The sequence below is a fragment of the Geodermatophilus sp. SYSU D00708 genome (genome assembly GCF_054050115.1).
The window spans coordinates 119,921-139,514 of the sequence record NZ_JBJGYS010000011.1 but is presented as its reverse complement, the minus strand read 5'-3'; the positions used below and the strand labels follow the sequence as shown (position 1 = coordinate 139,514).

Genomic DNA, 19,594 nt, shown 5'->3' with positions numbered 1-19,594 from the left:
GCGCGGCGACCGCCATTTAGTGGCCCGCCGCGCGGCGCCTGTAGGCGCCCATCGTGGGGGGGGCCGGGGCCCCGCGCGGGCCGGGGGGGGCCCCTTGGTGACGTACTGGAGCGGCCACCCTTCAGGGACCCGCGCCGAGCCTGCGAGGCGTGGGGGGAAGGGTGGTCCTTGTTCAGTTGCGGGCGGCGGTCCCGGTGTAGTCGTCGGACGCCGAGACCCAGCTCATCAGCCCGCGCAGCTTGCGGCCGGTCTCCTCGATCGGGTGCGCCTCGGCCTCGGCGCGGCGCCGCTTGAAGTCCGGCGCGCCGGCGTCCTGGTCGGCGATGAACGCCGCGGCCCACGAGCCGTCCTTGATCGCGGCGAGGACCTCCTTCATCGTCGCCTTGACGTGCTCGTCGACGATCTTCGGGCCGGTCGTGTAGTCGCCGTACTCCGCGGTGTCCGACACCGACCAGCGCTGCTTGGCGATGCCGCCCTCGTACATGAGGTCGACGATCAGCTTGAGCTCGTGGAGGCACTCGAAGTAGGCGATCTCCGGCTGGTACCCGGCCTCGATGAGGGTCTCGAAGCCCGCGGCCACGAGCGCCGACATGCCGCCGCAGAGCACGGCCTGCTCGCCGAACAGGTCGGTCTCGGTCTCCTCGGCGAAGGTCGTCTTGATGACGCCGGCCCGCGCGCCGCCGATGGCCTTGGCGTAGGACAGCGCCAGCTGCAGCGCCTGCCCGCTGGCGTCCTGCTCGACGGCGACCAGGCAGGGCACGCCCTTGCCGTTCTCGAACTCGCGGCGGACCAGGTGGCCGGGGCCCTTGGGGGCGACCATCGCGACGTCGACGCCGGCCGGGGGCTTGATGTAGCCGAACCGGATGTTGAAGCCGTGACCGAAGAACAGCGCGTCGCCGTCCTGCAGGTTGGGCTCCACCGACTCCTTGTACAGGTTCCGCTGCACGTGGTCGGGGGCGAGGATCATGATCAGGTCGGCCTCGGCGGCCGCCTCGGCGGGCGTGACGACGCGCAGGCCCTCGGCCTCGGCCTTGGCACGGCTCTTGCTGCCCTCGGGCAGCCCGACGCGGACGTCGACGCCCGAGTCACGCAGCGACAGCGCGTGCGCGTGGCCCTGGCTGCCGTAGCCCAGGACGGCGACGGTGCGCCCCTGGATGATCGACAGGTCGGCGTCGTCGTCGTAGAAGATCTCGGCGGCCATGTGCTGTGCGGTTCCCTTCGAGTAAGGACCCTCCTGCCCCCGCTACTCGCAAGCTCGCAGCGGGACCCTGCAGGAGGGCCGATCAGTGTGCTAGGCGGTGCGCTCGACCGGGCGCAACGTACCGGCGCCGGACATGGAGCGCGGACCCCGGCCCAGGGCCACGGTGCCCGACTGCGCCATCTCCTTGATGCCCAGGGGGGCGAGGACGGCGAGCAGGGCCTGGAGCTTGTCCGGCGTGCCGGTGGCCTCCAGGGTCACGGTGTCGGTGTTGACGTCGACCACGCGGGCCCGGAAGAGCTCGGCGGTCTGCAGCACCTGGGTGCGGTCGGCCATCGGCGCGCGGACCTTGACCAGCAGCAGCTCGCGCTGGACGGCCGCGGTGGACTCGAGCTCGACGATCTTGATCACCTCGATCAGCTTGTTCAGCTGCTTGGTGATCTGCTCCAGCGGCGCGGTGTCGGCGTCGACGACGATCGTCATCCGGGAGAGCTCGGGGTTCTCCGTCGGCCCGACGGCCAGGGACTCGATGTTGAAGCCGCGCCGGCTGAACAGCGCCGAGACGCGGGCGAGGACGCCGGACTTGTTCTCGACGAGGACCGACAACGTATGGCGGGTCATTGCTACCCAACGTTCCTTTCGAAGCGGATCGTCACCAGCGGCGGCCCCCGTTCAGGGCCCCGCCGCGAGCGGAGCGAGTGGTGGGGGGAACGGGGGTCCTTACACCTGGCCGTCGCCGAAGACCGGGCGGACGTCGCGCGCGGCCATGATGTCGTCGTTGCTGGCACCCGCGGCGACCATCGGCCACACCTGGGCGTCGTGGCCGACCACGAAGTCGATGACCACCGGGGCGTCGTCGATCGCCATCGCCTTCTCGATCACCGCGTCGACGTCGTCCTTGCTCTCGCAGCGCAGCCCGACGCAGCCCATCGCCTCGGCCAGGAGGACGAAGTCGGGGATGCGCACCGGCTTGGGGGTGCCGTCCTCGTTGAGCGCGTGCAGCTTGGTGTTCGAGTAGCGGCCCTCGTAGAAGAGGGTCTGCCACTGGCGGACCATCCCGAGGTTGCCGTTGTTGATGATCGCGATCTTGACGGGGATGCCCTCGATCGCGCAGGTGGCCAGCTCCTGGTTGGTCATCTGGAAGCAGCCGTCGCCGTCGATCGCCCACACGGTGGTGTCCGGGCGGCCGTACTTGGCGCCCATCGCGGCCGGGACGGCGTAGCCCATCGTCCCCAGGCCGCCGCTGTTGAGCCAGGTGCCCGGCTTCTCGTACCGGATGAACTGCGCAGCCCACATCTGGTGCTGGCCGACACCGGCGGCGTAGATCGCGTCCGGCCCGGCGATGGCGCCCAGACGCTCGATGACGTACTGCGGGGACAGCGCGCCGTCCTCGGGCCAGTCGTAGCCCAGCGGGTAGGTCTGTCGCCACGCGTCGAGCTGGGCCCACCAGGCCGCCAGGTCGGGGGTGTGCCCGGCCTCGTGCTCGGCGCGCAGGGCGGTGACCAGCTCGGCGATCGTCTCCCGCGCGTCGCCGACGATCGGGACGTCGGCCTTGCGGTTCTTGCCGATCTCGGCCGGGTCGATGTCGGCGTGGACGACGAGCGCGTCGGGCGCGAAGGAGGACAGCTGGCCGGTGACCCGGTCGTCGAAGCGGGCCCCGAGGGCGACGATGAGGTCGGACTTCTGCAGGGCGGTGACCGCGGCGACGGTGCCGTGCATGCCGGGCATGCCCAGGTGCTGCGGGCTGCTGTCGGGGAAGGCGCCGCGGGCCATGAGCGTGGTGACGACCGGGGCGCCGGTCAGCTCGGCGAGCTCGGCGAGCTCCGCGCTGGCCTGCGCCTTGAGCACGCCGCCGCCGACGTAGAGGACCGGGCGGCGGGCCTTGGCGATCAGCGCGGCGGCCTCGCGGACCTGCTTGCCGTGCGGACGGGTGGTCGGCTTGTAGCCGGGCAGGTCCAGCCGCGGCGGCCACGCGAAGTCCGTGGTCGCCTGCAGGGCGTCCTTGGAGATGTCGACCAGGACCGGGCCCGGCCGGCCGGTGGCGGCCAGGTGGAACGCCTCGGCGATCTTCTGCGGGATCTCGTCGGCGTCGGTCACCAGGAAGTTGTGCTTGGTGATCGGCATCGTGATGCCGCGGATGTCGGCCTCCTGGAAGGCGTCGGTGCCGATCGCGGCGCTGGGCACCTGACCGGTGATCGCGACGACCGGGACCGAGTCCATGTGCGCGTCGGCGAGCGGGGTCACCAGGTTGGTCGCCCCAGGGCCGGAGGTGGCCATGCAGACGCCGACCCGGCCGGTGGCCTGGGCGTACCCGGTGGCCGCGTGCCCGGCGCCCTGCTCGTGCCGCACCAGCACGTGCCGGACCGAGGAGTCGAACAGCGGGTCGTAGGCGGGCAGGATCGCCCCGCCCGGGATCCCGAAGACGACCTCCACGCCGACCGCCTCGAGAGACCGGACGAGGCTCTGGGCCCCGGTGATGCCGGTGAGCGGCTCGGGGGCGGCCGCCGCGACCGAGCGGGCGGTCGTCTCGACACCGGTGAGCGACGCGGCCGCCTCGCGGCTGGCGGACTCGCCCGGGGTGGTGCTGTTCATGGCGTCTCCTGGCAGTGTCCCGGTCGGGGGGACGTCGGTTCGGGGGCCGTGCGTGTGCGGCCGGCTGCCTGCGGGCGCGGGCCGGCCGCTGTCCGGGACGGTCAGGGGGCCCGCAAACGAAAAACCCCTCGTGCCGCAGGCACAGAGGGGTGTAGCGCGTCGGTCGGGCGACCGACGCGCTAGGCGACTACGAGGAGCAGGCTGGCCGGGCGCACCCGCTCACTGTGCGCCTCGGAGGGGCGACCCGTCAACCATCTCGTCCCACTGTGTGGACACCTGCGTCCTCACAAGTGGGACGGGACACCGGTCTCGCCGAGGACCGCCGGGTCGAACGCCTCGAGCAGGTCGGGCAGCACCTCGGCGGGCACCGGGCGGCCGAGCAGGTGGCCCTGGAGGAAACCGCAGCCGAGCGCGGTCAGCGTGGCGAGCTGGCCGGACGTCTCGACCCCCTCGGCGACGACGTCCATGCCCAGGGTCCGGCCGAGGTCCACGACGCTGCCGACGAGCGCGGCGGTGCGCGGGTCGTCCTCGATGTGGGCCACGAAGGCGCGGTCCATCTTGAGCACGTCGACCGGCAGGCGGGCCAGCCGCGCGAGCGTGGAGTGGCCCTTGCCGAAGTCGTCCAGCGAGATCACGCAGCCCATCTCCCGCAGCGCGGTCAGGTCGCCGTCCACCCGGTCCTCCGCGCCGAGGAGCACCGACTCGGTGATCTCGAGCATCAGCCGGTTCGCGGGCACCCCGGACTCGGCGAGCGCGCGGGTGACGTCGGGCACGAGGCAGCCGGCCTGCAGGTGCCGGACGGACACGTTCACGCCCAGCTGCAGGTCCAGGCCGCGGGACAGCAGCGGCGCGAGGGCGGCCATGGCGGCGCCGAGCACCCAGCGCTGCAGCGGCACGACCAGGCCGTCGTCCTCGGCGAGGGCGACGAACTCGTCCGGCGGGACGGCGCCGAACTCCGGGTGCTGCCAGCGCACCAGGGCCTCCAGCCCGAGGACCCGCCGCTCCCGCACCCCGACCACCGGCTGGAAGACCAGCGACAGGCCGCCGCCGGCGATTGCACCGGGCAGGTCGCGCGCCAGCCGGGCGCGCCGGTCGACCACGCGATCCAGGGCCTCCCCCGAGGTCCGGACGCAGTTCTTGCCGGCGGCCTTGGCCATGCGCAGCGCCAGGTCGGCGCGGCGCACCGACTCGGCGGCGTCGTCCTCCGGCCGCAGCTCGGCCACGCCGACGCTGCCGGAGACGGCGAAGACCGGCCCGCTGCCGGCGCTGCCGTCGGGGGCCACCGGCCGGTGATCCCGGTCGAGCACCTCGACCAGCCGCTCGGCCAGCGCCGTGGCCTCGGCTCGGCCGGCGCGCACCAGGACGGCGAACTCGTCACCGCCCAGGCGGGCGACGAGGTCCTCCTCCCGGGCGGCGGTGCGCAACTGGTCGGCGACCTCGCACAGCAGCCGGTCCCCCGCGTCGTGGCCGGCGACGTCGTTGACCGCCTTGAACCCGTCGAGGTCGACCAGCAGCACGCAGCCCGGCTCGGCGGCGTTCCGCGTCGCGTCGAGCGCGGCCATGAACCGGGCCCGGTTGGGCAGGCCGGTGAGGAAGTCGGTGTAGGCGAGCCGCTCGAGCTCGCGCTGGGTGCTGCGCCGGTCGGTGACGTCGCGCAGGTGCAGCACCAGCCCGTCGCGGCTGCGGCTGCCCGCCCCCGCCCGCGCGGCGCCGGAGACCTCGACGTCCCGCCAGGCGCCGTCCCGGGTCCGCAGCCGCACCGTCGCGGGCAGCCCGTCCGCGCCGGTCCGGTTGCCGACCGCGGCCCGGACCCGGTCGACGAGGTCGCGGTCGTCGGGGTGCAGCAGGTCGGCCAGCGCGGTGCCGGCGAGCTCGGCCTCGGACCAGCCCAGCTGCGCCACGACCGGCCCGGAGGCCCAGCCGATCCGCCCGGTGGGGTCCAGGACGACGGTGACGGCGTCGCCGCTGTGCACCAGCGCGCGGAAGTAGCCCTCGGCGCGCTGCAGTCGCGAGGTGAGCCGGTGCCCGTCCCGGGTGAGCAGGACGGTGCGGACGGCGGTCAGGACGACCAGCAGCGCTCCCCCGGCGGCCTCCACCACGGGCGTGGTCCGCCCGGCGAGCTCGCCGGCCAGGAGCATGAGCAGCACGCCGAAGGCCGCGGCGTAGGCGACCGCGATTCCGCGCACCGGCAGCGTCAGCGGGTCGTCGTCGGGGGTGGCCGGCTCGCCCGGGTCGGCGGCCACGCCGCGCACGCCGGCGGCGAGCATGGCCAGCCAGGCGAGCTCGGTGACCACGGCGTACCCCGTGCCGCCGGACGTGCGGCCGAGGGCGCCGCCCACGGCGACCACGGCCATCGCGGTGAAGGACACCAGCAGCCAGGTGGCCGCCTGCCGCCGGGGTCCGGTCACCGCGGTCACGGTGACCAGCCCGATGCCGCAGAGCAGGGCGCCGATTGTCGGGTAGCCCAGTGAGATCAGCCCGTCGGCCGCGCCCTGCACGCCGGCCAGCCGCCGGCCCAGGAGCACGTGCACCAGCACCGCGACCGCGACGGTGACGACCGCGCCGTCGATCAGCACCCGCGAACCCAGCCGCCGGCCCCGGCGCGGCGGGAGCAGCCAGGCGGCGGCGGTCATCGCCACGGGCACCGCGAGGAGCGTGGGGACGTCCTCCACGCTGCCGGAGGACAGGTCGCTCGCGGCGCGCAGGACGGCCAGGCACTGCCCGACGGCCAGCAGCGCGGCGGCGAGGGCGAGGCCGCGCCACGGCCGGCCCGACCGCCCGGGCAGCCGGGCGGCGGCCCGGTCGACGGCGACCGCGGCCACGGCGGACCCCACCGCGAGGCAGGCCGGCACGAGCCGGGCGACGAGCGGGGAGCCGGTCACCTCCAGGACGGCGGTGACCGCGCTCAGGACGCCCAGCAGGGCGACGACCGGTGTCGAGGCCCGGGCCGGTCCGCCGTGGCGGGACGGCGCGGCTGCGGTCGGCATCACCGGGAGCCGACCAGCCCCGGCCACAACTGGCCGGCGCGATCGGTGAGCAGGTCGGCGAGGTCGGCCAGCCGCAGCGGGCGGGCGAGCAGGAAGCCCTGCGCGAAGCCGCAGCCGAGGCCGCGCAGCGCGCCGAGCTGGGCGGGGGTCTCCACGCCCTCGGCCACCACGTCGAGGCCCAGCGCCCGGCCGACGGTGACCACCGACTCGCACAGGGCCCGGCTCTTCGGGTCCCGGTCGACCCGAGCGACCAGGGAGCGGTCGAGCTTGAGCACGTCGATGGGCAGCCTGGTCAGGTCGGCCAGCGACGAGCGGCCGGCGCCGAAGTCGTCCAGGGCGACGTGCACGCCCATGAGCCGCAGCGCCTCGATGTCGACGGCCACGTGCTCGCCCTCGGCCAGCACGGTGGCCTCGGTGATCTCCAGGACCAACCGCTCCGGCGCCAGGCCGGTGGCGTGCAGCACCGCGGCGACGTCACCGACCAGGGTCCGGGACGCGACGTGGGAGGCGGAGATGTTGACGCCCAGGCGCAGCGGGGCCCCGGTCTCCGGGAGGCCGGCCACCACGGTCGCGGCGTGCTCGAGCGCCCAGCGCTGCAGGTCGCCGATGGCCCCGGCGCGTTCGGCGATCGGCACGAACTCCGCCGGCGGGACCTCCCCCAGCTCGGGGTGCCGCCAGCGCAGCAGCGCCTCCACGCCGGTGACCCGCTGGTCCACGAGGCAGACGACCGGCTGGAAGAGCACGGAGAACTCGCCGCGCGTCCACGCGCCGGGCAGGTCGTCGCGCAGCCGGGCGCGGCGGTCGGCCGCGCTGCCGAGCGCGGGCCGGTAGCGCAGCGCGCTGCCCGGGCCGGACGCCGCGGCCGCACGGACGGCGAGGTCGGCGCGCGCCAGCAGGTCGGCGACCGACTGACCGGGCCCGATCTCGACGATGCCCACGCTGGCGCTGAGGTCGAAGATCCCCGCCGGGGTGTCGACGGGCTGCTCGATGAGCGACAGGCAGCGGTCGGCGAGCAGGTCGACGGCGTGCGGCAGGCCCTCGACGAGGACGGCGAACTGCCCCACCCCGAGCCGGGCGACCACGTCGGAGGCGCGCACGGTGGCCCGCAGCCGGCGACCGACCTCGACCAGGACGTCGCTGACCACGTCGCGGCCGGCGTCCTCGCGGACCTCGTCCAGGCCCGCCAGCTCGATGAGGAGCACGCTGGTGCACGGCGCCTCGGGGGCACCCGCGACGGCCAGTCGCTCCTCGGCCACCCGCGCGCAGCCGGCCCGGTTGAGCAGCCCCGTGACCGGGTCGGTGAAGGCGACCTGCTCCAGGTCGTGCTCCCGCTCGACGCGCTCGGTGGTGTCCCGGCAGTGCAGCACCACCGCGCCCACGGCGGCGTCGGCGCGCAGGTCGGAGACCCCGGCCTCCAGGTACCGCCAGGACCCGTCGGCGTGCCGCATCCGCAGCGTGAGCAGCCCGCCCGACGGCGCGCCCTCGGGCTGCAGCGCCCGGGCCACCGCGACGGCGTCCTCGGGGTGCACCAGCTCGAGCAGGTCCCGCCCGCCGGCGGGGCGCCCGGTGTCGCCGAGCACGGTCGCCAGCGCCGGGGAGGCCCAGGTGACCCGCAGGTCCCGGTCGAGGATGACCACGGCGTCGCCGCTGGCCGAGACCAGGGAGCGGAAGTACGCCTCGCTGCGCCGCAGCCGGGCCCCCATGCGCTGCTCGTCGCGGGCGGTCACCCACCGGTGGACGACGGACAGGCCCGCGCACAGCACGACACCGCCGATCATGACCGGGCTGGGGCGCCCGCCCACGGCGCCGGCGGTGACCAGCCCGAGCAGTGCGGCGAGCATCGCCAGGTGCGGCAGCAGCTGGCCCACGTGGGTGGAGCGGCCGCTGCGGGCCGGTCCGGGCCGTGCGTCGGCGCCCCGGGCTCCGGGGTCGGCCGTCGCGGCGGCGGCGACCAGGAACAGTCCGACGACGACGAGGAAGCGGCTGACGCCGGTCACGCCGACCGCGCCGGAGAGCATGGCGGACGTGCCCAGGGCGCGGCCGGTGGTCGCCGCGACGGCGCCGGCCAGCAGCAGCAGCGCCATCCGCTGGCGGTGGCTCTCGATGGCCCCCAGCAGCACCAGCGTCGCCGTCATCGTGCCGGCGGTGACCACGGCGGCGGCCGCCAGCACCGCGGCCTCGGCGAGGCCCAGGTCCAGCCAGCTGCGGTGCGGGCCGAGCACGAACAGCTGCACGACGAGCAGGCACGCGGTGCCGAAGAGGGCCAGCTCGACGCCGGACCGGGCACCGCGGCACAACCGGCCGCGGTCGACGAGGGTCAGGGTGCCGATGACGAAGACCACGTAGCCGGGCACGGTCGGCAGCCACCGGAGCAGCACCCGCTCCATCGGGTCGACGGGCTCCATCGCCAGCACGGTGAAGAAGCCGACGACGGGCAGCAGCGGCGTGACGGCGAGCAGACGCCAGCCGCGCGCACCTGACTGGTGGCGCCGTCCTGCGCACCACGTCACGACGGAGGTGACGATCCCCATGACGGTGACCGCGACGTCCCCGACGAACCGGGCGCCGGATGATCCGGCGGACACCGCGCAGGCGATCGCCGCCAGCACGGCGCTCCCGAGGAGCACCCACCTCAGCCTGTCCACACCTGCTGTCTCGGCACGTGTTCCGGGCCGCAACAGCGCAGCGGGGCGGGCCTCACCCCAACGGGGGGGCCGCCCCGACCAGCGCGTTCAGCGGGTGGTTCAGCCGCAGATGGCGCCCTGCGCGGCCGACCCGACCAGCTTGGCGTACTTGCCGAGCACCCCGGTGGTGTAGCGCGGGGGCAGCGGGGTCGACGCGGCGCGGCGCCGGTCCAGCTCGTCGTCGTCCACCAGCAGGTCCAGCGTGCGGGTGGTCAGGTCCAGCCGGATCCGGTCGCCGTCCTGCACCAGCGCGATCGGGCCGCCGTCGGTGGCCTCGGGCGCGACGTGGCCGACGCACAGACCCGTCGTCCCCCCGGAGAACCGGCCGTCGGTGAGCAGCAGGACGTCCTTGCCCAGGCCCGCGCCCTTGATGGCGCCGGTGACGGCGAGCATCTCGCGCATGCCCGGGCCGCCCCGAGGGCCCTCGTACCGGATGACGACGACGTCGCCGGCCTTCAGCGTGCCGTCGGTGACGGCGTCCATGGCGCCCTGCTCGCCGTCGAAGACGCGGGCGGTGCCCTCGAAGACGTCGGCGTCGAAGCCCGCGGACTTCACGACCGCGCCGTCCGGGGAGAGCGAGCCGCGCAGGATCGTCAGCCCGCCGGTCTTGTGGATCGGGTTGTCCATCGCGTGGACGATCGTGCCGTCGAGGTCCGGCGGGGCGATCTCCGCGAGGTTCTCGGCCATGGTCTTGCCCGTGACGGTGAGCACGTCGCCGTGCAGCAGACCGGCGTCGAGCAGCGCGCGCAGCACGACCGGGACGCCGCCGACGCGGTCGATGTCGGTCATGACGAACCGGCCGAAGGGCTTCACGTCGGCCAGGTGCGGGGTGCGGTCGCCGATCCGGTTGAAGTCGTCGAGGGTGAGGTCGACCTGCGCCTCGTGCGCGATGGCCAGCAGGTGCAGGACGGCGTTGGTCGAGCCGCCGAGCGCCATGACCACGGTGATCGCGTTCTCGAAGGCCTTCCTGGTCATGATCTGGCGGGCGGTGATGCCCCGGCGCAGCAGGTTGACCACGGCCTCGCCGGAGGCGACCGCGACGGCGTCGCGGCGGCTGTCGGGGGCGGGCGGCGCGGCGCTGCCGGGGAGGGCCATCCCCAGGGCCTCGGCGACGCTGGCCATCGTGTTGGCGGTGTACATGCCGCCGCAGGAGCCCTCGCCGGGGCAGGCCGCCTTCTCGATGGCGTCGAGCTCCTCGCGGGTGATCAGGCCGCGGGCGCAGGCGCCGACGCCCTCGAAGACGTCGATGATCGTCAGGTTGTCCCGGTCGCCGAGCCGGCCCGGCAGGATCGAGCCGGAGTAGACGAAGACGCTGGCCAGGTCCAGGCGCGCGGCGGCCATGAGCATGCCGGGCAGGGACTTGTCGCAGCCGGCCAGCAGCACCGAGCCGTCGAGCCGCTCGGCGAACATGACGGTCTCCACCGAGTCGGCGATGACCTCGCGGGAGACCAGCGAGGCGCGCATGCCCTCGTGGCCCATCGAGATGCCGTCGGAGACCGAGATCGTGCCGAACTCCAGCGGGTAGCCGCCGGCGGCGTGCACGCCCTCCTTGGCCCGCTTGGCCAGCCGGTCCAGAGAGAGGTTGCAGGGGGTGATCTCGTTCCAGGACGACGCGACGCCGATCTGCGGCTTGTCCCAGTCGTCGTCGCCCATGCCGACGGCGCGGAGCATCGCCCGCGCCGGGGCCTTGGCGATGCCGTCGGTCACCTCGTAGCTGCGCGGCTTCAAGGGGCTGTGCGTCCCGCTGTGGGACTCGTGTCCGGGGATGAGGTCCTCGCCGATGCTCACGTCCGCAGAGCGTAGGCCGGTCACGGACCCGCGCCGAGAGAGCGCCGATACTGGTACCGACACCACCACCGAGCCGCCCCGGGAGGCACCGTGCCGCCGTCCGCCCGCCGTGAGCTGGCCGAGTTCCTCCGCTCCCGCCGTCGCCAGGTCGACCCCCGCGACGCCGGCCTGCCCACCGGCGGGGCCCGTCGCACCCCGGGGCTGCGGCGCGAGGAGGTCGCGCTACTGTCGGGGGTGAGCCACACCTGGTACACGTGGCTGGAGCAGGGCCGCGACATCCGCCCCTCCCGGCAGGTCGTCGACGCGCTCGCCCGCACGCTGCGGATGTCGCCGGCCGAACACGAGTACGTCCGGCGCCTGGCCGGGCACGGCGGCACCCCCCCGGCGACCGACCCGGAGGGCATGCCCGCCCACGTGCAGCGGCTGCTGGACGCCCTCGGCCCCTCCCCCGCCTACGTCATCACGCCGAGCTGGTCGATCGTCGGCTGGAACCTCGCCTACCAGCGGCTCTACCCCGGCGTCGCCGCCGTCCCGCCGGCCGACCGCAACCTGCTCTGGCTGGTCTTCACCGACCCGGCCGTGCGCGAGCTGCTCGGCGACTGGACCACCGACAGCCGCCGGTTCCTCACCCAGTTCCGCGCCGAGGTCGGGCCGCGGCTGGCCGACCGGGAGGTCGTGGACCTCGTCGCCCGGCTGGAGGCGGCCAGCCCGCACTTCCGGGCCGGCTGGGCCAGTCACGACGTCGACCGCTTCAGCTCCTCGGAGCGGCGCTTCGAGCACCCGGTCGTCGGCACGCTGCTGCTCGAGCACCACCAGCTGACCCCCGCGGACGCGCCGGGCCTGCAGATGGTCGTCTACACCGCCGCCGAGGGTAGTGATGCTGCGGAGAAGCTGACCCGGCTGGCCGGCGCCGACCGTCTGGGAGGATGAGCAGCCGTGGTCGCTCCCGCCCGGTTGCGGATGAGCCGGACGGCGATGCTCCCGGTCGCCTTCCTCTTCATCTGCGCCGTCCCGCTCGCCTTCGCCGCGCCCTGGACGCCGGTGTTCCTGCTGGTGCCCCTCCTCGTGGCGCTGTGGGTGCTCCGCGTCGGCGTCGACGTCGGGGACGACGGCATCACGGTGCGCTCCCTCGCCGGCCGGCGCCGGGTGCCCTGGGCGGAGCTGGCGGGCATCCGGGTCGCCGACCGCGGCGAGCTGTGGCTCGTGACCACCCGCGGCACGCAGGTGCGCCTGCCGGTCCTGCGGGCCGCCGACCTGCCCCGGCTGGCCGCGCTGTCCGGCGGACGGATCCCGGATCCCGCCTGAGCCGGGGGCTTTTTGCATGACCATTCACGGCCGTGCATACTCTTACCCGTGTCCAAGGTGCTCACGTCCCTGCCCGTCGGCGAGCGCGTCGGGATCGCCTTCTCCGGCGGCCTCGACACCTCCGTAGCGGTCGCGTGGATGCGCGACAAGGGGGCGGTGCCGTGCACCTACACCGCGGACATCGGCCAGTACGACGAGCCCGACATCGGCTCGGTGCCCGGCCGCGCCACCGCCTACGGCGCGGAGGTCGCCCGGCTGGTCGACTGCCGGGCGGCGCTGGTCGAGGAGGGCCTGGCCGCGCTGACCTGCGGGGCGTTCCACATCCGCTCCGGCGGCCGCGCGTACTTCAACACCACCCCGCTCGGCCGGGCGGTCACCGGCACCCTGCTGGTCCGGGCCATGCTCGAGGACGACGTCCAGATCTGGGGTGACGGCTCCACCTTCAAGGGCAACGACATCGAGCGGTTCTACCGCTACGGCCTGCTGGCCAACCCGTCCCTGCGGATCTACAAGCCCTGGCTGGACGCCGACTTCGTGGGCGAACTCGGCGGCCGCAAGGAGATGTCGGAGTGGCTGGTCGCCCACGGCCTGCCCTACCGGGACAGCGCGGAGAAGGCCTACTCCACCGACGCCAACATCTGGGGCGCCACCCACGAGGCCAAGACCCTCGAGCACCTCGACACCGGCATCGAGACCGTCGAGCCAATCATGGGCGTGCGGTTCTGGGACCCCGACGTCGACATCGCCCCGGAGGACGTCACGATCGGCTTCGCGCAGGGCCGGCCGGTGACGATCAACGGCAAGGAGTTCGCCTCCCCGGTCGACCTGGTGCTCGAGGCCAACGCCATCGGCGGCCGGCACGGCCTGGGCATGTCCGACCAGATCGAGAACCGCATCATCGAGGCCAAGAGCCGGGGCATCTACGAGGCGCCGGGCATGGCGCTGCTGCACACGGCCTACGAACGGCTGGTCAACGCCATCCACAACGAGGACACCCTCGCCACGTACCACAGCGAGGGACGGCGACTGGGCCGGCTGCTCTACGAGGGCCGCTGGCTGGACCCCCAGGCGCTGATGCTGCGGGAGTCGCTGCAGCGCTGGGTCGGGACGGCGGTCACCGGCGAGGTCACCCTGCGGCTGCGGCGCGGCGAGGACTACTCGGTCCTCGACACCGCAGGCCCGGCGTTCAGCTACCACCCGGACAAGCTGTCCATGGAGCGGACCGAGGACTCCGCCTTCGGGCCGGTGGACCGGATCGGCCAGCTGACCATGCGCAACCTGGACATCGCCGACTCCCGCGCCAAGCTCGAGCAGTACGCGGCGATCGGCATGGTGGACAGCTCGCACGCGGCGCTGGTCGGCCCGCTGCGCGAGGGCGGCGCCGAGGCGATCGCCTCCCGCGGCGCGGTCTCCGCCGAGGACGAGCTGCTCGACCGCGCCGCGATGGAGTCCGGGACCGACTGATCCGCTAGTACGCCGCGACGACGTTCGCCAGCGGCTCGCCGGCCAGCACCCGCGCGAGCTGGTCGGTGACCGCGGCCGCGGCGCGCTCGTTGGTCCCCGGCACGTTGCCCGCGACGTGCGGGGTGAGCAGCAGGCCCGGAGCCGACCACAGCGGGTGGCCGTCCGGCAGGGGCTCGGGGTCGGTGACGTCGAGGGCCGCCCGCAGCCGCCCCGACCGCAGCTCCGCCAGCAGCGCAGCGGTGTCCACGACCACCCCGCGGGCGGCGTTGACCAGCAGCGCGCCGTCCCGCATGGCGGCGAGGAACGCGGCGTCGACCAGGCCGGTGGTCTCCTCGGTCACCGGTACGAGCACCACCACGACGTCGGCCTCGGGCAGCAGCCGCGGCAGCTCGTCGGTGCCGTGCACGCCCTCCCGGGCGGTGCGGGCCACGTAGGTCGGCTCGGCGTCGAACCCGGCCAGCACCCGGCCGACGGTGCGGCCGATGTCCCCGGCGCCGACCACCAGCACCCGCGCGCCGACGACGGTGCCGTGTGCCCGCGGGGCCCAGCGGCCGGCGTCCTGCGCGCGGACGAACTCCGGGATGCCGCGCTGGGCGGCCAGGATCGCGGTGACCACCCACTCCGCCGTGGACGGCGTGTGCGCGCCGCGGGCGTTGCAGAGGACGACGCCCTCGGGCAGCCGGCCGGCGAAGCGCTCCGCGCCGGCGCTGAGCAGCTGCACCAGCCGCAGGCGCGGCAGCGCGGCCAGGAAGCCGTCGGGGACGCCGGTCCCGCCGCCGGGGACCCACACCTGCGCCTGCGCCGCCTCCCCGGTCGGCGGGCCGTCCGCCGGGGTCACCCGGTGGGCGCGGACCCGCGGCGACACCTCCTCCACGGCGGCGGCAAGGGCCGAGGAGGGGACGAGCACGTGCAGCGTCTCCTCCGGGCCGACGATGTGGGGAGCGGCGGTCTGGGAGGTCACGGCCCCCGACCCTAGGAGGGCCCCCTTGCCCCCAGAGCTCGCAGGCTCGCGGCGGGACCCTGCACGGAGGACGACCACCAGGGGCGGCGGGCCCGGGACGGGCCCAGCCGCCGCACGTACTGTTCTGGTGTGGGTCAGCGCAGCAGACGGGTGGCCGGTCTCGTCGGCGCGGCCCTGCTGAGCGTCGTCCTGGCCGGGTGCGGCAGCGGCGGCTACGAGCCGTCGGGCCCGTTCCGGCCGCTGCCGGAGGGTCCCCCGCCGCAGGTCGGGCCGCCGACCGAGTCGACCCAGCCGCCCTCGCCCGGCGACCCCGCCGAGCCGAACTCCGGCGAGGAGGGCGGCGACCCCAACGTCGTGGCCTCGGGGTTGACCGTCCCCACCGGCCTGGTCGTGCTGCCCGACGGCAGCGCCGTCGTCGGGGAGCGCGAGACCGGGCGGCTGCTGCGCGTCTTCCCGGACCGCTCCCCCGCCGAGGAGCTCATGACCGTCGGCGGCATCGACACCGCCGGCGACGGCGGACTGCTCGGCCTGGCCCTCTCCCCGACCTTCGCCGAGGACGGCCTGCTCTACGCCTACGTCTCCACCGCGACCGACAACCGCGTGGTCCGCTTCCCGATCGGCGGCACGCCCAACCCGGTGCTCACCGGCATCCCGCGCGGCGAGACGCACAACGGCGGTGGGCTGCTGTTCGGCCTCGACGGCACGCTCTACGTGGGCACCGGCGACACCGGCAACGCGGGCCTGGCCCAGGACCCCGCCTCGCTGGCGGGCAAGGTGCTGCACGTCGACGTGTTCGGCCAGCCGATCGCCGCCGACGGCCCGGTCTTCAGCCAGGGCCACCGGGACGTGACGGCGCTGTGCCTCGGCGGGGACGAGACCCTCTTCGCCACCGACGACGCGGCCGAGGGACCCGACGAGCTGAACGCGCTCACCGAGGACGCCGACTACGGCTGGCCCGAGGACCGGCCCGGCAGCGCCCGCCCCGTCGTCGAGATCCCGGCCGCCGAGGGCGGCCTGGGCGGCTGCGCGGTCTCCGGCCGCACGATCTTCCTCGGGGCGCTCGACGGCAAGCGCGTGCACGCCGTCGAACTGGACCCCAGCGGCACCGCCGTCGAGGAGCCGACCGCGTTCCTCACCGACCGGTACGGGCGGCTGCGGACCGTCGTCCTCGACGCCGAGGGCGCGCTGTGGATCACCACGTCCAACCGCGACGGGATCGGCACGCCCGCCGAGGACGACGACAAGGTGCTGCGGATCCTCCCGCCCGGCGGCTCTTCCGACTCCCCTTTGTGAGGCTGTGACACTGCGGTCCGGAGGACCGCAGTGTCACAGCAGGCGCTCCTCGAGCATGCGCTTCACCGTCGCGGCGTCGGCCTTGCCGCGGGTGGCCTTCATGACCGCGCCCACCAGCGCCCCGAGCGCCTGCACCTTGCCGCCCTGCACCTTGGCGACGACGTCCGGCGCCCCGGCGATCGCCGCGTCGACGGCGGCCACGAGCTCGTCGGACTCCCCCATCACCGCCAGGCCGCGGGCCTCGACGACCTGCCCCGGGTCGCCCTCCCCGGCCAGCACGCCGTCCAGCGCCTGACGGGCCAGCTGGTCGTTGACCGTGCCCGCCGCGACCAGCGCGGTGAGCTCGGCGACCTGCCGCGGGGTGACGGCCAGCTCGGCGAGCTCGATGCCGGCGTCGTTGGCCCGCCGGGCCAGCTCGCCCAGCCACCACTTGCGGGCGTCGGCCGGGGTCGCACCGGCGGCGACGGTGGCGTCGACCAGGTCGACCGCACCGGCGTTGGCGATCCAGGCCATCTCGGTGGCCGACAGACCCCACTCCTCCTGCAGCCGCTTGCGCCGCGCGGCGGGCAGCTCGGGCAACCCGGCGGCGAGCTTCTCCACCCACTCGGCGTCCGGGGCGACCGGCACCAGGTCCGGCTCGGGGAAGTACCGGTAGTCGGTGGCCTCCTCCTTGCTCCGCCCGGGCGAGGTGCTGCCGGTGTCCTCGTGGAAGTGCCGGGTCTCCTGCAGCACCCGCCCGCCGCCGTCCAGGACGGCGGCCTGGCGGCGCATCTCGTAGCGGACCGCGCGCTCCACCGACCGCAGCGAGTTGACGTTCTTGGTCTCGGTGCGGGTCCCCCACTCGAGGCTGCCGATCGGGGCCAGCGAGGTGTTCACGTCGCAGCGCAGGCTGCCCTGCTCCATGCGGACGTCGGAGGCGCCGAGGGTCTGGATGATGTCGCGCAGCTCGGTGACGTAGGCGCGGGCGACCTCGGGGGCCTTGGCGCCGGCGCCCGGGATGGGCCGCGTGACGATCTCGACCAGCGGGATGCCGGCCCGGTTGAAGTCGACCAGCGAGTAGTCGGCCCCGTGGATCCGCCCCGTGGCCCCACCCACGTGCAGGTTCTTGCCGGTGTCCTCCTCGAGGTGCACCCGCTCGATCTCCACGCGGTAGGTCTCGCCGTCCACCTCGACGTCGAGGTGCCCGGCGGTGCACAGCGGCTCGTCGTACTGGCTGGTCTGGAAGCCCTTCGGGATGTCCGGGTAGAAGTAGTTCTTCCGGGCGAAGCGGCACCAGCCGGCGATCCGGCAGCCCAGGGCCAGCCCGATGCGGATGGTCGCCTCGATCGCCGCCGCGTTGGCCACCGGCAGCGAGCCGGGCAGGCCCAGGCACACCGGACAGGTCTGCGTGTTCGGGTCGGCGCCGAAGGTGGTCGCGCAGCCGCAGAACATCTTCGACGCGGTGCCCAGCTCGACGTGGGTCTCCAGGCCGATGACCGGCTCGTAGCGGGTGAGGACCTCGTCGTAGTCGACCAGGCGCTCCCCGGTCTGGGTGGTGGTCACTTCCGGTTGCCCTCCTTCGGGCCGGTGCTGCGGCCGCTCAGCCACGCACCGAGGGCGGTCAGCAGGCCCAGGACGATGAAGACGGCGAAGAACGCCTCGCCGGTCGCGATCCAGCCGACCAGGCCCACGACGACGACGAACGCGGTGAGGGCCCAGGCGGCCTTGAGCGGCCCGTTCACGCGTCCTCCTCGCTGGCGCTCGTCGGCCGCGCGAACGTGGTTGCTGCGCTCATTCGTGAGCTCGCACGCTCGCTCACCTGCGTGCCTCCTGCGCCGTCCACCGTCCCAGCTCGTCGAGGAGCCGGTGCCCGCGGGCGGCGTCCAGCGCGGCCTCGACCGCGGCGGCGACCCGGTAGCAGCGGTCGTCGGCCAGCGCCGGGGCCATCACCTGGAAGCCGACCGGCAGGCCGTCGGACAGTCCGCACGGCACCGAGATCGCCGGGAGCCCGGCCAGGCTGGCCGGCAGGGTGCACAGGTCGGCGGCGTACATGGCCAGCGGGTCGTCGACGCGGGCGCCGATCGGCCACGCCACCGTCGGGCTGGTGGGGCTGACCAGGACGTCGACGTCGCCGAAGGCGGCGGTGAAGTCGCGGGTGATCAGCGTCCGGACCTTCTGCGCCTGCCCGTAGTAGGCGTCGTAGTAGCCGGCCGACAGCGCGTAGGTGCCGAGGATGATCCGGCGCTTGACCTCCGGGCCGAAGCCCTCGTCGCGCGTCAGCGACATGACCTCCTCGAGGGAGTGCCGGCCGTCGTCGGCGACCCGCAGCCCGAAGCGCATGCCGTCGAAGCGGGCCAGGTTGGACGACGCCTCGCTCGGCGCGATCAGGTAGTACGCCGGCAGGGCAAGGTCGAACGACGGGCAGGAGACCTCGCGGACCTCGGCACCCATGCCCTCCAGCAGGGTGACGGTCTCCCGGACGCGGTCGAGCACCCCGGCCTCGTAGCCGTCGGTGTGCCCCTCGCCACCGAGCTCCCGGACGACGCCGACGCGCAGGCCGGCGAGCTCGCCGCGGGCACCCTCCTGGGCGGCCTTCACCAGCACCGGCACCGGGGCGTCGATGCTCGTGGAGTCCCGCGCGTCGTGCCCGCCGATCGCCTCGTGCAGGACGGCGGCGTCGACGACGGTGCGCGCCATCGGCCCGGCCTGGTCGAGGCTGGAGGAGAAGGCGATCAGCCCGTAGCGCGAGACCGAGCCGTAGGTCGGCTTGTGCCCGACCAGCCCGGTGACCGCGGCCGGCTGGCGGATCGAGCCACCGGTGTCGGTGCCGAGCGCCCACGGGGCCAGGCCGCCGGCGACCGCCGCCGACGAGCCGCCGGAGGAGCCGCCGGGGATGCGGTCGGTGTCCCACGGGTTGCGGGTGGGCCGGTAGGCGGAGTTCTCGGTGGACGAGCCCATGGCGAACTCGTCCATGTTGGTCTTGCCCAGCAGCACCGTGCCGGCGTCCTTGAGCCGCGCGGCCACGGTGGCGTCGTACGGCGGCCGCCAGCCCTCGAGGATCTTCGAGCCGCTGGTGGTGGGCACGCCCTCGGTGACGAAGACGTCCTTGAGCGCGACGGGCAGGCCGGCCAGGGGGCCGAGCTCCTCCCCCGCGGCGCGGGCGGCGTCGATCTCGCCGGCGCGGGCCAGCGCGGCCTCGGCGTCGACGTGCAGGTAGGCGCCGATGACGTCGTCCTCGGCGGCGATCCGGTCGAGGTAGGCGCGGGTCAGCTCGACGGAGCTGACCTCACCGGCGGCCAGCCGGCGGCCGAGCTCGGCGGCGTCGACCGTGGTGAGCTCCATC

The 19,594-nt window shown here is 74.6% G+C and carries 14 protein-coding genes; 4 read left to right on the top strand and 10 right to left on the bottom strand.

What is annotated here, in order from left to right; translation table 11 throughout:
- Window positions 1–172: 172 nt before the first annotated feature.
- From ilvC to ilvD, 6 genes are all read right to left on the bottom strand, one after another.
- Window positions 173–1,201 carry a ketol-acid reductoisomerase gene (ilvC, locus tag ACI79D_RS11725; RefSeq protein WP_456918584.1) on the bottom strand — a complete coding sequence of 343 codons (1,029 nt, stop codon included), beginning with the start codon at window positions 1,199–1,201 and terminating at the stop codon, window positions 173–175.
- A 90-nt stretch (window positions 1,202–1,291) separates the two neighbouring features.
- Window positions 1,292–1,819: an acetolactate synthase small subunit gene (gene ilvN, locus ACI79D_RS11720; RefSeq protein ID WP_456918583.1), complete on the bottom strand. Its 528-nt coding sequence runs from the start codon at window positions 1,817–1,819 to the stop codon at window positions 1,292–1,294.
- Between the two features lie 99 nt (window positions 1,820–1,918).
- A complete protein-coding gene (locus tag ACI79D_RS11715) occupies window positions 1,919–3,790 on the bottom strand; it encodes an acetolactate synthase large subunit (RefSeq protein WP_456918582.1) in 1,872 nt (623 codons plus the stop codon).
- A gap of 284 nt (window positions 3,791–4,074) precedes the next feature.
- Complete coding sequence (locus ACI79D_RS11710; RefSeq protein WP_456918581.1) at window positions 4,075–6,777, bottom strand: putative bifunctional diguanylate cyclase/phosphodiesterase; 2,703 nt, start codon at window positions 6,775–6,777, stop codon at window positions 4,075–4,077.
- On the bottom strand, window positions 6,777–9,404 hold the full coding sequence (locus tag ACI79D_RS11705) for a putative bifunctional diguanylate cyclase/phosphodiesterase (RefSeq protein WP_456918580.1): 2,628 nt from the start codon (window positions 9,402–9,404) through the stop codon (window positions 6,777–6,779). The genes ACI79D_RS11710 and ACI79D_RS11705 overlap by 1 nt, the downstream gene beginning before the upstream one ends.
- Window positions 9,405–9,521: 117 nt before the next feature.
- Window positions 9,522–11,249, bottom strand: coding sequence for a dihydroxy-acid dehydratase (ilvD, locus tag ACI79D_RS11700; protein WP_456918579.1), 1,728 nt, complete (start codon window positions 11,247–11,249; stop codon window positions 9,522–9,524).
- Between the two features lie 90 nt (window positions 11,250–11,339).
- Here ilvD and ACI79D_RS11695 point away from each other — a divergent pair, with 90 nt between their 5' ends.
- From ACI79D_RS11695 to argG, 3 genes are read left to right on the top strand one after another with little or no spacing between them, the layout of a single operon-like run.
- Window positions 11,340–12,179, top strand: a complete 840-nt coding sequence (locus ACI79D_RS11695) for a helix-turn-helix transcriptional regulator (protein WP_456918578.1) — start codon at window positions 11,340–11,342, stop codon at window positions 12,177–12,179.
- Window positions 12,180–12,185: 6 nt separating this feature from the next.
- Window positions 12,186–12,554, top strand: coding sequence for a PH domain-containing protein (locus ACI79D_RS11690; protein WP_456918577.1), 369 nt, complete (start codon window positions 12,186–12,188; stop codon window positions 12,552–12,554).
- Window positions 12,555–12,602: 48 nt separating this feature from the next.
- A complete protein-coding gene (argG, locus tag ACI79D_RS11685; protein WP_456918576.1) occupies window positions 12,603–14,018 on the top strand; it encodes an argininosuccinate synthase in 1,416 nt (471 codons plus the stop codon).
- Window positions 14,019–14,022: 4 nt separating this feature from the next.
- Here argG and ACI79D_RS11680 read toward each other — a convergent pair whose 3' ends face one another.
- Complete coding sequence (locus tag ACI79D_RS11680) at window positions 14,023–14,979, bottom strand: 2-hydroxyacid dehydrogenase (RefSeq protein WP_456918575.1); 957 nt, start codon at window positions 14,977–14,979, stop codon at window positions 14,023–14,025.
- A gap of 150 nt (window positions 14,980–15,129) precedes the next feature.
- On the opposite strand from ACI79D_RS11680, the gene ACI79D_RS11675 reads away from it, so the two are divergent.
- Entirely contained in the window at window positions 15,130–16,272 is a 1,143-nt protein-coding gene (locus ACI79D_RS11675) for a PQQ-dependent sugar dehydrogenase (protein WP_456918574.1), read from the top strand.
- A 33-nt stretch (window positions 16,273–16,305) separates the two neighbouring features.
- Here ACI79D_RS11675 and gatB read toward each other — a convergent pair whose 3' ends face one another.
- From gatB to gatA, 3 genes are all read right to left on the bottom strand, one after another.
- Window positions 16,306–17,814, bottom strand: a complete 1,509-nt coding sequence (gene gatB, locus ACI79D_RS11670; protein ID WP_456918573.1) for an Asp-tRNA(Asn)/Glu-tRNA(Gln) amidotransferase subunit GatB — start codon at window positions 17,812–17,814, stop codon at window positions 16,306–16,308.
- The gene (locus tag ACI79D_RS11665) at window positions 17,811–17,993 is read right to left on the bottom strand and encodes a hypothetical protein (RefSeq protein ID WP_456918572.1); all 183 of its coding nucleotides are present in this window, start codon (window positions 17,991–17,993) and stop codon (window positions 17,811–17,813) included. Before ACI79D_RS11665 ends, gatB begins: the two co-directional genes overlap by 4 nt.
- 73 nt (window positions 17,994–18,066) lie before the next feature.
- On the bottom strand, window positions 18,067–19,593 hold the full coding sequence (gene gatA / locus ACI79D_RS11660; protein WP_456918571.1) for an Asp-tRNA(Asn)/Glu-tRNA(Gln) amidotransferase subunit GatA: 1,527 nt from the start codon (window positions 19,591–19,593) through the stop codon (window positions 18,067–18,069).
- Window position 19,594: the final 1 nt, after the last annotated feature.

Excerpts from the sequence above, each read along its gene's own strand:
- ilvC (WP_456918584.1), bottom strand. The coding sequence starts at position 1,201 with ATGGCCGCCGAGATCTTCTACGACGACGACGCCGACCTGTCGATCATC.
- ilvN (WP_456918583.1), bottom strand. The coding sequence starts at position 1,819 with ATGACCCGCCATACGTTGTCGGTCCTCGTCGAGAACAAGTCCGGCGTC.
- ACI79D_RS11715 (WP_456918582.1), bottom strand. The coding sequence starts at position 3,790 with ATGAACAGCACCACCCCGGGCGAGTCCGCCAGCCGCGAGGCGGCCGCG.
- ACI79D_RS11710 (WP_456918581.1), bottom strand. The coding sequence starts at position 6,777 with ATGCCGACCGCAGCCGCGCCGTCCCGCCACGGCGGACCGGCCCGGGCC.
- gatA (WP_456918571.1), bottom strand. The coding sequence starts at position 19,593 with ATGGAGCTCACCACGGTCGACGCCGCCGAGCTCGGCCGCCGGCTGGCC.